Origin of the sequence: Streptomyces sp. NPDC058650 (assembly GCF_042717315.1) — a bacterium.
GTDB lineage: Bacteria > Actinomycetota > Actinomycetes > Streptomycetales > Streptomycetaceae > Streptomyces.
Genome location: NZ_JBHXRL010000003.1, coordinates 147,664 through 161,743, shown reverse-complemented (window position 1 = coordinate 161,743; position 14,080 = coordinate 147,664). Strand labels below are relative to the sequence as shown.

Below are 14,080 nucleotides of genomic sequence, written 5' to 3'. Positions count from 1 at the left end.
AGTGGAGCGGTAGGCTTCGCGGATGACCGGGACTTCGGAAGCACGGACAGGGGCGCCTCGGGCCGGCCGGGGACGCCGTGAGCGGCTACGGGCCGAGACGACGGCGGAGATCAAGGACACGGCCCTGCGGCTGATGGCCTCCGGCGGGCCCGACGCGATCACCCTGCGGGCCATCGCCCGCGAGATGGGCATGACGGCCAACGCGATCTACGGCTACTTCGCCACCCGCGACGACCTGGTCACCACGCTCATCGACGACGTGTACTCCGCGCTGGCCGATGCCGTGGACGCGGCCTGGGCGACCGCCCCCGCCGGGGACCCGGCCGCCCGGATCCTGGCCTGGTCCCGGGCCTTCCGTGACTGGGCCCTGGTCAATCCCGAGGGGTTCCGGCTCGTCTACGGCGACCCCGTGCCCGGCTACCGGGCCCCGGAGGGCGGACCCGCCCCGGACGCGGCCCGCCGGGTGTGCACCGGCCTCGCCGGGCTCGCGGCGGCGGCCTGGCCGTACGCCGAACCCCAGTACCGGGACTCCGCGTTCACCTGGTCCGACTTCGACGCCGGACTCCTCGACAAGGTACGGCCGGCGTTCCCCGAGCTGCCGCCCGCCGCCATCGCGCTGGCCCTGCGTCTCTGGGGGCGTCTGCACGGCCTGGTGACCCTGGAGGTCTACGGGCATCTGCGCCGCCAGACCGCGAGCCCGGACAAGCTCTTCCAGGAGGAACTGACCCAGCTCGTACGGACACTGGGCGTCCCCCGGACCGACGCCTGACCGGCTCCGGACCGGCTCCTGGAGGAACCGGCTCCTAGAGGAAGCCGAGCGCCGACGCTCCGCCGACCCCGCCGAGCAGCATGAAGGCGGGCATGAGGACCTTGAGCTCGACCCAGCTGCCGGCCCGGAAGCGCATCGCCTTCGGCGGGCCGATCGGGTACCAGCGCTTCCGGCCCACCGGAATGGGCCACAGGACGGGGCAGCCCGAGACCGTCAGCGCGTCGCCGATGTCGTGGACGAGGGCGCCGAGGACGATCGGCAGGCCGAGCCACAGGTACTCCTGGCCGGGGCCGGTGAAGAACCAGTCCGCGCCGTTGCCGGGCTTGTCGAGCACGCCCGCGAGGATCCAGGCGCTGGTCGCGCCGAGCAGCCAGACCAGGACGTCACTGGACATCCGGGCGGCCCGCCACAGCAGGCCTTCCACGGCGAGGACCAGGTGGACGAAGAGGATGGCCAGGACCGCCCACCGGCCGCCGGTGACCGCCGCGACCGAGGCGCCCGCGCCGATCAGGACGGCCCAGAGCCAGGTGTGGGTGAGCGTCCGGTGCCCGCCCGACCTGCGCGGGTCGGCGGACGAGCGGGTGGCCTTGTAGACGGCGTACGAGAGCTTGTCGACGATCTCGCACAGGCCCTTGGAGACCGGCCCGAAGGCGCGGGAGATCGTCGCCGACTTGTGGTCGAGGTCGGGGGCGAGGGCGGCGCCCGCGCAGATGAGGGCCCCGACGAGGAGAACGGGCCACGGCATCGGGCGGTCGAAAGCGGCGGCGGCCGCTCCCACACCCAGCCAGGCGGCCGCTCCGGACAGTGAGTGCGCCGGTCCCATCATGGTGTGCTGCCGCCCCGTTTCTCGTACGCCGGCGCTCAGTTGACGACCGGTCGACGGACGAGCCTACCGTCCGTGATCAAGAAGGCCTCCGGCCGGTTCCCTCATCCGAGCGGAATCCAGGCAAGATGGGGGGCGTGACCCTTATCGATCAGCTTCCGCCGACCGCCGACCCCGACGCCCTCTTCGAGGCCTTCTCCTCATGGGCCGAGGGCCAGGGCATCACGCTCTACCCGGCCCAGGAGGAGGCGCTGATCGAGGTGGTGTCCGGGGCGAACGTGGTCCTGTCGACCCCGACCGGCTCGGGGAAGTCGCTGGTCGCGGCGGGGGCGCACTTCACGGCCCTCGCGAACGACCAGGTCACCTTCTACACGGCGCCGATCAAGGCGCTGGTGTCGGAGAAGTTCTTCGACCTGTGCAAGCTCTTCGGCACGGAGAACGTCGGCATGCTCACGGGCGACGCCTCCGTGAACGCGGACGCGCCGATCATCTGCTGCACGGCCGAGGTCCTCGCCTCGATCGCGCTGCGCGACGGCAAGTACGCCGACATCGGCCAGGTCGTCATGGACGAGTTCCACTTCTACGCCGAGGCGGATCGCGGCTGGGCCTGGCAGATCCCGATCCTCGAACTGCCGCAGGCGCAGTTCGTCCTCATGTCGGCGACGCTCGGCGACGTGTCGATGTTCGAGAAGGACCTGACCCGGCGGACCGGACGGCCGACCTCGGTGGTCCGCTCGGCGACCCGGCCGGTACCGCTCTCGTACACGTACGAGCTCACACCGATCACGGACACCCTGACGGAGCTCCTGGAGACCAAGCAGGCCCCCGTCTACATCGTCCACTTCACGCAGGCGCAGGCCGTCGAGCGGGCGCAGTCGCTCATGAGCATCAACATGTGCACGCGCGAGGAGAAGGACAGGATCGCCGAGCTGATCGGCAACTTCCGCTTCACCACCAAGTTCGGACAGAACCTCTCGCGGTACGTCCGCCACGGCATCGGCGTCCACCACGCCGGCATGCTGCCCAAGTACCGGCGGCTCGTCGAGAAGCTGGCCCAGGCCGGTCTGCTGAAGGTGATCTGCGGGACGGACACGCTGGGCGTCGGCGTCAACGTGCCGATCCGTACGGTGCTGTTCACGGCGCTGACCAAGTACGACGGGACCCGGGTGCGCACCCTGCGGGCCCGTGAGTTCCACCAGATCGCGGGCCGCGCCGGCCGCGCCGGGTTCGACACCGCCGGATACGTCGTCGCGCAGGCGCCCGAGCACGTCATCGAGAACGAGAAGGCGCTCGCGAAGGCCGGCGACGACCCGAAGAAGCGCCGCAAGGTCGTCCGCAAGAAGGCTCCGGAGGGCTTCGTCGCCTGGAGCGACACCACCTTCGAGAAGCTGATCGGCTCCGAGCCCGAGCCGCTGACCTCGCGCTTCAAGGTCACCAACATCATGCTGCTCTCGGTGATCGCCCGGCCGGGCAACGCCTTCGACGCGATGCGCAAGCTCCTGGAGGACAACCACGAGCCGCGCAAGGCGCAGCTGCGGCACATCCGCCGGGCGATCGCGATCTACCGCTCGCTGCTCGACGGCGGGGTGGTGGAGCAGCTGGACACGCCGGACGCCGAGGGCCGCACGATCCGGCTGACCGTCGACCTCCAGCAGGACTTCGCCCTCAACCAGCCGCTGTCGACGTTCGCGCTGGCCGCCTTCGACCTGCTGGACCCGGAGTCCCCGTCGTACGCCCTCGACATGGTGTCGGTGGTGGAGTCGACGCTCGACGACCCGCGCCAGATCCTCGCCGCGATGCAGAACAAGGCGCGCGGCGAGGCCGTCGGGCAGATGAAGCGCGACGGCGTCGAGTACGAGGAGCGGATGGAGCGCCTTCAGGAGATCTCGTACCCGAAGCCGCTGGAGGAGCTGCTCTGGCACGCGTACGACGTCTACCGGAAGTCCCACCCGTGGGTCGGCGACCACCCGGTGTCGCCGAAGTCGGTCATCCGTGACATGTACGAACGCGCCATGACGTTCACCGAGTTCACGTCCTGGTACGAGCTGGCGCGGACCGAGGGCATCGTGCTTCGGTACCTCGCGAGCGCGTACAAGGCGCTCGACCACACCATCCCGGACGATCTGAAGACCGAGGACCTCGAGGACCTGATCGCCTGGCTCGGCGAGATGGTGCGGCAGGTGGACTCCTCGCTGCTCGACGAGTGGGAGCAGCTGGCCAACCCGGAGGTCCAGACGGCCGAGGAGGCCCAGGAGAAGGCCGACCAGGTCAAGCCGGTCACGGCGAACGCCCGCGCCTTCCGGGTCCTCGTGCGCAACGCGATGTTCCGCCGGGTGGAGCTGGCGGCCCTCGACAACGTGGACGCGCTGGGCGAGCTCGACGCGGCGTCCGGCTGGGACGCGGACGCGTGGGGCGACGCGATGGACGCGTACTGGGACGAGTACGACGACCTCGGTACGGGTCCGGACGCGCGCGGCCCGAAGCTCCTCGCCATCGAGGAGGACGCGGCGCACGGCCTGTGGCGCGTCCGGCAGACCTTCGCCGACCCGAACGGCGACCATGACTGGGGCGTCAGCGCGGAGGTGGATCTCGCGGCCTCCGACGAGGAGGGCCGCGCGGTGGTCCGCGTGACGTCCGTCGGCCAGCTGTAGAGGAGAGACCTGTCGTGACCAACCCCGCCGAGAGGCTCGTCGATCTGCTCGATCTGGAGCGGATCGAGGTCAACATCTTCCGTGGGCGGAGCCCGCAGGAGTCGCTGCAACGGGTCTTCGGCGGGCAGGTCGCCGGGCAGGCCCTGGTGGCGGCCGGCCGGACCACCGAGGGCGACCGGCCGGTGCACTCGCTGCACGCCTACTTCCTGCGTCCGGGCCGGCCCGGGGTGCCGATCGTGTACCAGGTGGAGCGGGTGCGGGACGGCCGGTCGTTCACGACCCGCCGGGTCACGGCGGTCCAGGAAGGGCGGACGATCTTCAATCTGACGGCCTCCTTCCACAAGCCGGAGGACGGCGCCTTCGAGCATCAGCTGCCGCCACGGCACCTGACCGACCCGGAGAGCCTGCCGAACCTCGCCGACGAGATCCGGCAGCACCTGGGCGCTCTGCCGGAGGCGCTGGAGCGGATGGCCCGCCGGCAGCCCTTCGACATCCGGTACGTGGACCGGCTGCGCTGGACGAAGGACGAGGTCACGGGCGCGGACCCGCGCAGCGCGGTGTGGATGCGGGCCGTGGGGCCGCTGGGCGACGACCCGCTGGTCCACACCTGCGCGCTGACGTACGCCTCGGACATGACGCTCCTGGACGCGGTCAGGATCCCCGTGGAGCCCCTGTGGGGTCCGCGCGGCTTCGACATGGCGTCGCTGGACCACGCGATGTGGTTCCACCGGCCGTTCCGGGCGGACGAGTGGTTCCTGTACGACCAGGAGTCGCCGATCGCGACCGGCGGCCGGGGGCTCGCGCGGGGCCGGATCTACGACCGCGAGGGGCGGCTGCTGGTGTCGGTGGTCCAGGAGGGCCTGTTCAGGAAGCTCTGATCGGGTCCGGTCACTCGTACTCCGTGCCGCCCTTCCTGGTCAGGTAGGCCGGGCTGACCGCCTTGGCGATCGCCCGGCCACCGACGACCGGGCTGTACCGCTCGGTGGCGGGACGGATGACGACGCCCTCCCGCAGATGCGTCTCGCGCCCGGAGACGGTCTCCCGGCCGTCGGCGTGCGCGAGGACCGTGTCCAGGTCGTACGGGCCGGTGTAGAGGCACGGGACGAGCGGCACCTCGCCGGGTGCGAGGACCTCGGCCGGGTTCAGCCAGTGGACCTGGCCGCCGATCTCGGCCGAGACGTCGAAGAGCGCGTAGCCGACGGTCTCGGATCGGCCGTCGGCGCCGTACACGAGGTCCTGGACCCCGGCGCCGTACACCTCGCCGAAGAACCCGACGCGGCGGGCGCCGAGGCGCGCGGCGAGCCGCTCCGCGACGGCGGGCAGTCCGTGCGCGTGGACGGCGCGCCAGTACAGGTTGCGCGGGTCCTCCTGGAGGGCGAGGCCCTTCGCCCCGTACCCCTTGGAGGAGACCTGGACGCGCCCGTCCTGGGCGTGCCAGGTCAGCAGGCAGGCCGTGCCGTGGAGCTTCTCCGTCAGGACGACGGGCTCGCCGGGCTCGAAGACGTCCGGGTAGCGCTGGAGGTTCTCGATGTCGACCCAGGGCAGCAGGTCGGGGGCGGACTCGACGTCCCCGTTCATGGTGGTCGGGACCGGTGGGACCCATTTGGTGATGCCGAGCGTCTCCGCGAAGTCGGTGCGTTCGGCGGCGGCCCGGTCCAGGTCGGTGTCCGCGAGCGCGCCGGGGCGGCAGACGATGCCCTGCGACAGCTCGCCGCGCAGGCGTACGGCCTTGACCCGGTCGGACCGTTTGCCGGCCAGGCGGCCCGTCAGTCCGAGCTCGTCGACGAGGGCGGTGGGCAGGATCGCCTGCTCCGGTATGTAGAGGGCCGTGTCGCCGGTCCGGTAGGCGCCCTTGGCGACGACGGCCCGGTAGAGGCCGACCTGGGCGAGTTCCAGGGCGTCGGCGTTGGGGTGGGGATGGACGGTCAGGACTTCGGCGGTGACGCGCAAGGTCGACATGTCGGTACTCCGGTCGGCTCGGGATGCGTTCTCATCGACGATCACTGTGCCGACCCGAATTTCCCTGGGCGATCGATTTGCCGCCTGGTAGCGTCCCCGGGTTCCTTTGGCTACGGTCCGTCGTCGATGCCCGGGAGGGTGTCCTGGACGACCTCGTGGCGACGGGAGCGGATGTCGGGGCCCGGCGGGTGGAGTTTGGCGTCGCAGGTCGGGCCGAGGCCCGTGCGGCGGGAGTCGGCGCCGGTCAGGGGGCGGCCGCAGAGCCGGCAGCACACCCGCCGGGGCGCCTCCTCCGGTGCGGAATCGATCGCGATTGCCAGTCGTTCGTCACCCATGGTGAGATCAAACCCCATTTCGACCAGGAGCGGTTCATGAGCCTGTACGACATCCCCCTGAAGACCCTGACCGGGGAGCCCGTCTCCCTCGCCGACTACCGGGACCGCGCGGTCCTCGTCGTGAACGTGGCGTCGAAGTGCGGTCTGACCCCGCAGTACGCGGGTCTTGAGCGGCTGCAGAAGGCGTACGGGGAGCGTGGCTTCACCGTGCTCGGCGTGCCCTGCAACCAGTTCGCGGGCCAGGAGCCGGGCAGCGCGGACGAGATCCAGACCTTCTGTTCGGCGACGTACGGGGTGTCCTTTCCGCTCCTGGAGAAGGCGGACGTCAACGGCGACGGGCGCCACCCGCTCTACACGGAGCTGACCAAGGTCGCGGACGCCGAGGGCGAGGCCGGTGACGTCCAGTGGAACTTCGAGAAGTTCCTCGTCGGCAAGGACGGCGGGGTCACGCGCTTCCGTCCGCGCACCGAGCCGGAGGCCGCGGAGGTCGTCTCCGCGATCGAGGCGCAGCTCGTCTGACGCGGCTCGTCTGACGCGGCTCGTCTGACGCGGCTCGTCTGACGCGGGCGTGGCCCCCGGTGCCGTCGGGTGACGGTGTCCGGGGGCCGTGGCGTGTTCAGGGAGTACGGGGACGGAGCCGGCAGCGGGCCGGACCCGCCGCCTGGAGCGTGATCGCGGCGGCGACCGGGACCTCGGCGTCGACGGCCTCGAACGCGTACTTCTGGAGGAGCATCGCCAGGGCGACCACCGACTCCAGCATCGAGAAGTGCTGGCCGATGCAGGCGCGGGGTCCGCCGCCGAAGGGGAACCAGGCGTACCGGGGGCGGGCGGCCTCCGCCTCGGGCGTGAAGCGGTCGGGGTCGAAGCGCTCCGGGTCCTCCCAGTAGGCCGGGTGGCGGTGGGTGACCCAGGGGGCGACGATGACGTCCGCGCCGGCCGGGATGGTGATGCCGTCGATCTCGGTGGCGGCGACGGCGCGGCGGCCGATGACGGCCGCGGCCGGGAAGAGCCGCATGGCCTCCTTGAGGACCTGCGTGACGTACGGCAGGGAGTCCAGGTCGGCGGCGCCGGGGGTGCGGCCGGCGAGCACCCGGTCGACCTCCTCGTGTGCCCGCTTCTGGGCCTCCGGGTGACGGGCGAGGAGGTGGAGGGCGAAGCCGAGGGACGTCGCGGTCGTCTCGTGGCCCGCGACGAGGAAGACGAGGACCTGCTCACGCAGTTCGGCGGCACTGAAACTTCCGTGCTCGGTGCTCTCCGTCTCGGCGAGGAGCGTGAGGAGGTCCTGTCCGTCACCGGGGGCGCGGCCGGACTCCCGGCGCTCGGCGATGATCCGGTCGCAGACCTCGTACAGCGCCTCGTGGACGGCGGCGGCCCGGCGGTTACCGGGGGTGGGCCAGGTGCGGGGCGTGTTGAGCGGGGAGAAGCCGCGACGGAGCACATAGGCGCCGACCTCGGGGAAGCAGCGCTCGACGACCTCGACGGCCGCGTCGACGTCGGTGCCGAAGAGGATGCGGGCGACGGCACGGAGCGCGAGCCGAGTCATCTCCTTGAGGACGTCGACGGTGAAGGGCGCGTCCCCGTGCCACTCGTCCATGAGGGCGGTGACCTCGGCGGCGATGGCCTCGGCGTAGCCGTCGACGCGGCGCTTGGTGAAGAGGGGCTGGACGAGCCGGCGCTGGCGGAGGTAGTCCTCGTCCTGGCTGGTGAGCAGACCGTTGCCGAAGGACTCGCGTACCTCCTGGTAGAAGGCGTTGTCCTTGCGGAAGTTGGCCGATTCGCCGGCGAGGACCTGCTGCGCGCCCTCGGCGGAGAAGACGCCGTAGACCGTGGCTCGGATCCCGGGCGGGCCGGCGGATATCCGGACGACGTCGCCGAGCTCGCGCTGGGCGCGCAGGAACGTGCCCAGCGAGTCGTTCTTCAGGTCGAACATGGAGCCGAGCAGCGGCAGTCCCGCGAGTTCGGGCGCTTCGGCCCGGGTGGTGGTGGCCATGATCGGTTCCCCCTTGATCGTCACCGGCGGGGTGATTCTCCCCCAGGAAGTAACCCACAAGTAGGGGCGGACTGAACACCCGCCCGAATCCGGCCGGTTGGTCCGCCCCGCGCGGCTGTCGGGCGGCTTCCGAGCGGCCTTCGGGCCACTGTCAGTGGTGTCTGCGAGGCTCGTTCCATGGACCGACCCGAGCTCACACTGCAACTGACGATCGACTGCGCCGACCCCCAGCGACTCGTGCCGTTCTGGCTGGAGGCCCTGCGGTACATCCCCGACCCGCCGCCCGCAGGGCACGCCACCTGGCGGGAGTACTGGCGGGCGATCGGCGTGCCCGAGGACGAGCTGGGCGGGGACGCCGGGGAGCTGCCCGAGTCCATCGTCGACCCGAGGGGCATGGGCCCCCGCGTCTGGTTCCAGCAGGTCCCGGAGCCCAAGACCGTCAAGAACCGCGTCCACCTCGACCTCAAGGTCGGCGGCGGCCGCGACGTCCCGCTGGCGCTGCGCCGGGAGCGCGTGGACGGCGAGGTGGCCCGCCTGACGGCCCTGGGCGCCACGATCCTGTACACGATGGACGAGCCGAACGGCATGGACTACTACGCGGTGGTCCTCCAGGACCCGGAGGGCAACGAGTTCTGTCTCGTGTGAGCCCTCGCACCGGCCGGGGCGGGACGGTTCGGCACCGTCCCGCCGCCACCGTGTCCGCTACTTGGCGAGCGCGCGGCTGATGACCATGCGCTGGATCTCGCTCGTGCCCTCGAAGATCGTGTAGATGGCCGCGTCGCGGTGCATCCGCTCCACCGGGTACTCGCGGGTGTAGCCGTTGCCGCCGAGGATCTGGATGGCCTGGCCGGTGACCTGCTTGGCGACCTCGCTCGCGTACAGCTTGGACATGGAGCCCTCGGCCGAGGTGAAGGGCTTGCCGGCGGTCGCCATCCAGGAGGCGCGCCAGACGAGGAGCCGGGCCGCGTCGATCTGGGTGGCCATGTCGGCGAGCTGGAAGGCGACGCCCTGGTTCTCGATGATCGGGCGGCCGAACTGCACACGGGTCTTCGCGTAGTCGAGGGCGACCTCGTACGCGGCGCGGGCGGTGCCGACGGCCATGGCGCCGACCGCCGGGCGGGAGGCCTCGAAGGTGGCCATGGCGGCGTTCTTCACCCTCTCGCCACCGCCCGCCTTCGCCTTCTCGCGGGCCCGGGCGAGGCGCTCGTCGAGCTTGCCCTTGCCGCCGAGGAGGCAGTGGCCGGGGACGCGGACGTCCTCCAGGACGACCTCGGCGGTGTGGGAGGCGCGGATGCCGTGCTTCTGGAACTTCTGCCCCTGCGAGAGGCCGGGGGTGTTCGGCGGCACGATGAAGGAGGCGTGGCCCCGGGAGCCGAGCTCGGCGTCGACGACGGCGACGACGACGTGGACATTGGCGATGCCGCCATTGGTCGCCCAGGTCTTGGTGCCGTTGAGGACCCACTCGTCCTTGGCCTCGTCGTAGACGGCCCGGGTCCGCATGGCGGCGACGTCGGAGCCGGCGTCGGGCTCGGAGGAGCAGAAGGCGGCGAGCTTGACGTCGTTCGCGTCGCCGTACATCTGCGGGACCCAGGTGCCGATCTGCTCCTCGGTGCCGTTGGCGAGGACGCCGACGGCGGCGAGGCCCGTGCCGACGATGGAGAGGGCGATGCCCGCGTCGCCCCAGAAGAGCTCCTCCATGGCCATCGGGACGCCGAGGCCGGTCGGGTCGAAGAACTGCTGGGCGTAGAAGTCGAGGGAGTAGATTCCGAGCTTGGCGGCCTCCTGGATGATCGGCCAGGGGGTCTCCTCACGCTCGTCCCATTCGGCCGCGGCCGGACGCATCACATCGGCGGCGAAACCGTGCAGCCAGTCGCGGACCTGCTTCTGGTCGTCGTTGAGTTCGAGCGTGAACTCGGCCATAGTTCCCTCCCAGCAGTATGTTACTTGCGGTAACAGCAGTCTGTTACCGGTGGGTACGGGCTGTCAACCTGCGGCGGAGCGCTTCGGGCCGCCCGGCACAGGGTGCCGCACGGGTGTTACGTTGCGACAGCCTCACGGAATCGCACGGGCGGGGAGCCACGCTTATGGACATCACACACCGGACCACCGACCAGCAGAAGCCCGCGGAACAGCGCCGGCGCGAATTGCTGGAGGCGGCGGACCGGGTGGTGCTCCGGGACGGGCCCAAGGCGTCCATGAACGCCATCGCGGCGGAGGCCGGCATCACCAAGCCGATCCTCTACCGGCACTTCGGCGACAAGGGCGGCCTCTACCGCGCCCTCGCCACCCGCCACACGGACGCGCTCCTCTCGGCGCTCCGCGCCGCGCTCGACGCCCCCTCGGACCGGCGCCGACGCGTCGAGGGCACCCTCGACACGTACCTCGCCTCGATCGAGGCGATGCCCCAGGTCTACCGCTTCCTCATGCACCCGGCGGAGGAGTCGCACCAGTCCGAGCAGGGCTTCGACGTCGGCCGCCACTCCGCCCCGCTGCTGCGCCGCATGGGCGAGGAGCTCGGCCAGGTCATCGCCGAACGTGTCGACCTGGGCCCCGCCGCCGACGTCCAGGCCCGGATCTGGGGCCACGGCATCGTCGGCATGATGCACGCGGCCGGCGACTGGTGGCTCGGCGAGCGCCCCTGCTCCCGCGCCGAGCTGGTCAGCAGCCTCGCCGACCTCCTCTGGGGGCGCCTGGCCGAGGCCGACGACCTTCCCGGTGGGCCTGGTTTCTAGCGGCTCGGTTCGTCTCCGGGGCCCGCCGGGCTCACTCGGCAGGCCCCGGGGGAACAGGTCCCGGTGGGGTTCAGCGGGAAGCCTCCAGCACGGACGCGTCGCCGCCCCACGGCTGCTTGCGGATCGTCCGCAGCAGACGTGACTTGCGCCACCCCGTCACATGGTCCGCGTAGACCCCGCCCTTCAGGTGGTCGGTCTCGTGCTGGAGGCAGCGGGCGAAGAAACCCGTGCCCTCGATCCGTACCGGAGTGCCGTCCAGCCGGACGCCCTCCACCACGGCGCGGTCGAAACGCGGCGTCGGAGCCTCCAGGCCCGGCAGGGAGAGACAGCCCTCCGGGCCCCGGATCACGTCGCCGTCCGCCTCCACCAACGTCGGATTCACCACATGGCCCAGGTGGCGCGTCTCCTCGCCGTCAGGGCAGTCGTACACGAAGACCCGCAGGCCCACGCCGACCTGGTTCGCCGCCAGGCCCACGCCGTTCGCCGCGTACATCGTCGCGAACATGTCCTCGACGAGCCGGGCCAGTTCGGGGCCGAAGTCGGTGACGGGCGCGCAGGGCGCGTGCAGTACGGGGTCGCCGAGCAGAGTCATCGCTCGGACGAGGCCGGAACTGCCGGGGATGGGGCGGTTTCGCATGGCCGTAAGGGTACGGTCCGCTGTGACCAGCCCGTTTCGCGCGGCCTCTCGACGGTGCCGCTGTTCGGGCTGCTGGCCGGATCTCGATAGGCTGAGCCCGGACCGACGCAAGGAGGAACAAGAACGATGTCAGGACACCCCGGTAATCCAGAGCCGCTGTCGCCGCGCGCCAAGCTGGCCGTGACGGCGGGCAGGGCCGCGGCCGCGGTGTCGCGGGCGGCGGGGCGCGGCAGCGGATCGGTGATCGGCGGCAAGGTCGCGCTGAAGCTCGACCCGGACCTCCTCGGTCGGCTCGCGCAGCATCTGGACGTCGTCCTGGTGTCGGCGACCAACGGCAAGACGACGACGACCCGGCTGATCGCGGAGGCCCTGCGCGCCGCCGGCCCCGTGGTCTCGAACGCCCTCGGCGCCAACATGCCCGCGGGCATCACCTCGGCGCTGGCCGGCGGCTCGGACTCCAAGTTCGGCGTCATCGAGGTCGACGAGAAGTACCTCGCCGGCGTCGCCCGTGACACCACGCCCAAGGCGATCGCGCTGCTCAACCTCTCCCGCGACCAGCTCGACCGCGCCGCCGAGACGCGGATACTGGCGGAGAAGTGGCGCGAGGGCCTCAACGGCACCAAGGCCGTCGTCATCGCCAACGCCGACGACCCGCTCATCGTGTGGGCCGCCTCCTCCTCCCCCAACGTGGTGTGGGTGGCCGCCGGCCAGGAGTGGAAGGACGACGCCTGGTCGTGCCCCGCCTGCGGCGGTGTGATGCAGCGTCCGGGCGACGACTGGTTCTGCGGCGAGTGCGGCTTCCGCCGTCCCGCGCCGAGCTGGGCGCTCAGCGGCGACCACGTGCTCGACCCGCACGGTTCGGCCTGGCCGATCCGCCTCCAGCTGCCCGGCCGCGCCAACAAGGCGAACGCCGCCACCTCGGCCGCGGTCGCCGCGGTCTTCGGGGTGCCGCCGCAGGTGGCCCTGGAGCGCATGTACCAGGTGCAGGCCGTCGCCGGACGCTACGACGTCGTCTCGTTCCAGGGCCGTGACCTGCGGCTGCTGCTCGCGAAGAACCCGGCCGGCTGGCTGGAGACGTTCTCCCTGATCGACGGGCCGCCGGCCCCGGTGATCCTCGCCGTCAACGCGCGCGGCGCCGACGGCACGGACACCTCCTGGCTGTGGGACGTGGACTACGGGCGGCTCGCGGGCCACCCGATCATGGTGATCGGCGACCGCCGTCTCGACCTGGCGGTCCGCCTGGAGGTCGCGGGTGTGGACTTCCGCGTCTGCGAGACGCTCGACGAGGCCGTCACGATGGCCCCGCCCGGGCAGATCGAGCTGATCGCCAACTACACCGCCTTCCAGGACGTCCGCCGCCGCGTCGGCAACTGACCCGTAGAGGACATGCAGCATGACTGACAGCAGCCTGCGCCTGGTCTGGGTCTACCCGGACCTGCTCAGCACCTACGGCGACCAGGGCAACGTCCTCGTCGTCGAGCGCCGCGCCCGCCAGCGCGGCCTCAACGTCGAGCGCGTCGACGTCCGCAGCGACCAGCCGGTGCCGACCTCCGGCGACATCTATCTGGTCGGCGGCGGTGAGGACCGCCCGCAGCGGCTCGCGGCCGAGCGGCTGCGGCGGGACGGCGGTCTCAGCCGGGCCGCGTCCAACGGCGCGATCATCTTCTCGGTCTGTGCCGGCTACCAGATCCTGGGCCACGAGTTCATCAACGACCTCGGCGAGCGCGAGGCCGGCCTCGGCCTGATCGACGTGATCTCGACCCGCGGCGAGGGCGCGCGGTGCGTCGGCGACGTCCTCGCGGACATCGACCCGCGCCTCGGCCTGCCCCAGCTGACCGGTTTCGAGAACCACCAGGGCATCACCCACCTCGGCCCGACGGCCCGGCCGTTCGCCCGGACCGTCTTCGGCAACGGCAACGGCACCGGCGACGGCACCGAGGGCGCGTACAACGAGACCGTGTTCGGTACGTACATGCACGGTCCCGTCATGGCCCGGAACCCGCAGATCGCGGACCTGCTCCTGAAGCTGGCCCTCGACGTGAACGCGCTGCCGCCGACCGACGACCGGTGGTACGAAGCGCTGCGCGCCGAGCGCATCGCGTCGGCCACGCAGCTCGGCTGACGCACCCTCGGGCGCACACACGGGCGCGCCCAGGGACGCCCTCGCACGGGCTCGTACGAAAG

14 protein-coding genes are annotated in these 14,080 nt (G+C 71.5%); 8 read left to right on the top strand and 6 right to left on the bottom strand.

Features of this window, described 5'->3' with window-relative positions:
• The first annotated feature begins 22 nt into the window (after positions 1-22).
• Positions 23-769 carry a TetR/AcrR family transcriptional regulator gene (locus ACFWWU_RS06875; protein WP_384140011.1) on the top strand — a complete coding sequence of 249 codons (747 nt, stop codon included), beginning with the start codon at positions 23-25 and terminating at the stop codon, positions 767-769.
• Positions 770-803: 34 nt separating this feature from the next.
• Here ACFWWU_RS06875 and ACFWWU_RS06870 read toward each other — a convergent pair whose 3' ends face one another.
• On the bottom strand, positions 804-1,595 hold the full coding sequence (locus ACFWWU_RS06870; RefSeq protein ID WP_384140008.1) for a metal-dependent hydrolase: 792 nt from the start codon (positions 1,593-1,595) through the stop codon (positions 804-806).
• Between the two features lie 134 nt (positions 1,596-1,729).
• Here ACFWWU_RS06870 and ACFWWU_RS06865 point away from each other — a divergent pair, with 134 nt between their 5' ends.
• Together ACFWWU_RS06865 and ACFWWU_RS06860 are read left to right on the top strand one after the other, a co-directional pair.
• The gene (locus tag ACFWWU_RS06865; RefSeq protein ID WP_384140005.1) at positions 1,730-4,243 is read left to right on the top strand and encodes a DEAD/DEAH box helicase; all 2,514 of its coding nucleotides are present in this window, start codon (positions 1,730-1,732) and stop codon (positions 4,241-4,243) included.
• Between the two features lie 14 nt (positions 4,244-4,257).
• Positions 4,258-5,121 (top strand): acyl-CoA thioesterase II, encoded by an 864-nt coding sequence (locus ACFWWU_RS06860; protein WP_317593577.1) that lies wholly within the window; start codon positions 4,258-4,260, stop codon positions 5,119-5,121.
• 10 nt (positions 5,122-5,131) lie between these two features.
• Here the strand turns inward: ACFWWU_RS06860 and ACFWWU_RS06855 are convergent, their stop codons facing one another.
• Both ACFWWU_RS06855 and ACFWWU_RS06850 read right to left on the bottom strand, forming a co-directional pair.
• Entirely contained in the window at positions 5,132-6,202 is a 1,071-nt protein-coding gene (locus ACFWWU_RS06855) for an RNA ligase (ATP) (protein ID WP_384140002.1), read from the bottom strand.
• Between the two features lie 110 nt (positions 6,203-6,312).
• Positions 6,313-6,537, bottom strand: a complete 225-nt coding sequence (locus tag ACFWWU_RS06850) for a DUF6011 domain-containing protein (protein ID WP_384139999.1) — start codon at positions 6,535-6,537, stop codon at positions 6,313-6,315.
• A 36-nt stretch (positions 6,538-6,573) separates the two neighbouring features.
• Between ACFWWU_RS06850 and ACFWWU_RS06845 the strand changes: the two genes are divergently transcribed.
• Complete coding sequence (locus ACFWWU_RS06845; RefSeq protein WP_384139996.1) at positions 6,574-7,056, top strand: glutathione peroxidase; 483 nt, start codon at positions 6,574-6,576, stop codon at positions 7,054-7,056.
• Between the two features lie 97 nt (positions 7,057-7,153).
• Here the strand turns inward: ACFWWU_RS06845 and ACFWWU_RS06840 are convergent, their stop codons facing one another.
• Positions 7,154-8,527 carry a cytochrome P450 gene (locus ACFWWU_RS06840; protein ID WP_384139993.1) on the bottom strand — a complete coding sequence of 458 codons (1,374 nt, stop codon included), beginning with the start codon at positions 8,525-8,527 and terminating at the stop codon, positions 7,154-7,156.
• A 177-nt stretch (positions 8,528-8,704) separates the two neighbouring features.
• Between ACFWWU_RS06840 and ACFWWU_RS06835 the strand changes: the two genes are divergently transcribed.
• Entirely contained in the window at positions 8,705-9,172 is a 468-nt protein-coding gene (locus ACFWWU_RS06835) for a VOC family protein (RefSeq protein ID WP_384139990.1), read from the top strand.
• Between the two features lie 57 nt (positions 9,173-9,229).
• Here ACFWWU_RS06835 and ACFWWU_RS06830 read toward each other — a convergent pair whose 3' ends face one another.
• Positions 9,230-10,447 (bottom strand): acyl-CoA dehydrogenase family protein, encoded by a 1,218-nt coding sequence (locus ACFWWU_RS06830; RefSeq protein WP_384139987.1) that lies wholly within the window; start codon positions 10,445-10,447, stop codon positions 9,230-9,232.
• A gap of 164 nt (positions 10,448-10,611) precedes the next feature.
• Between ACFWWU_RS06830 and ACFWWU_RS06825 the strand changes: the two genes are divergently transcribed.
• Entirely contained in the window at positions 10,612-11,259 is a 648-nt protein-coding gene (locus tag ACFWWU_RS06825; protein ID WP_329624723.1) for a TetR family transcriptional regulator, read from the top strand.
• A gap of 70 nt (positions 11,260-11,329) precedes the next feature.
• Here ACFWWU_RS06825 and def read toward each other — a convergent pair whose 3' ends face one another.
• Entirely contained in the window at positions 11,330-11,896 is a 567-nt protein-coding gene (gene def, locus ACFWWU_RS06820; protein ID WP_384139984.1) for a peptide deformylase, read from the bottom strand.
• Positions 11,897-12,022: 126 nt separating this feature from the next.
• Between def and ACFWWU_RS06815 the strand changes: the two genes are divergently transcribed.
• Entirely contained in the window at positions 12,023-13,270 is a 1,248-nt protein-coding gene (locus ACFWWU_RS06815) for a MurT ligase domain-containing protein (RefSeq protein WP_384139981.1), read from the top strand.
• Positions 13,271-13,289: 19 nt separating this feature from the next.
• Positions 13,290-14,018, top strand: coding sequence for a type 1 glutamine amidotransferase (locus ACFWWU_RS06810; RefSeq protein WP_384139978.1), 729 nt, complete (start codon positions 13,290-13,292; stop codon positions 14,016-14,018).
• Positions 14,019-14,080: the final 62 nt, after the last annotated feature.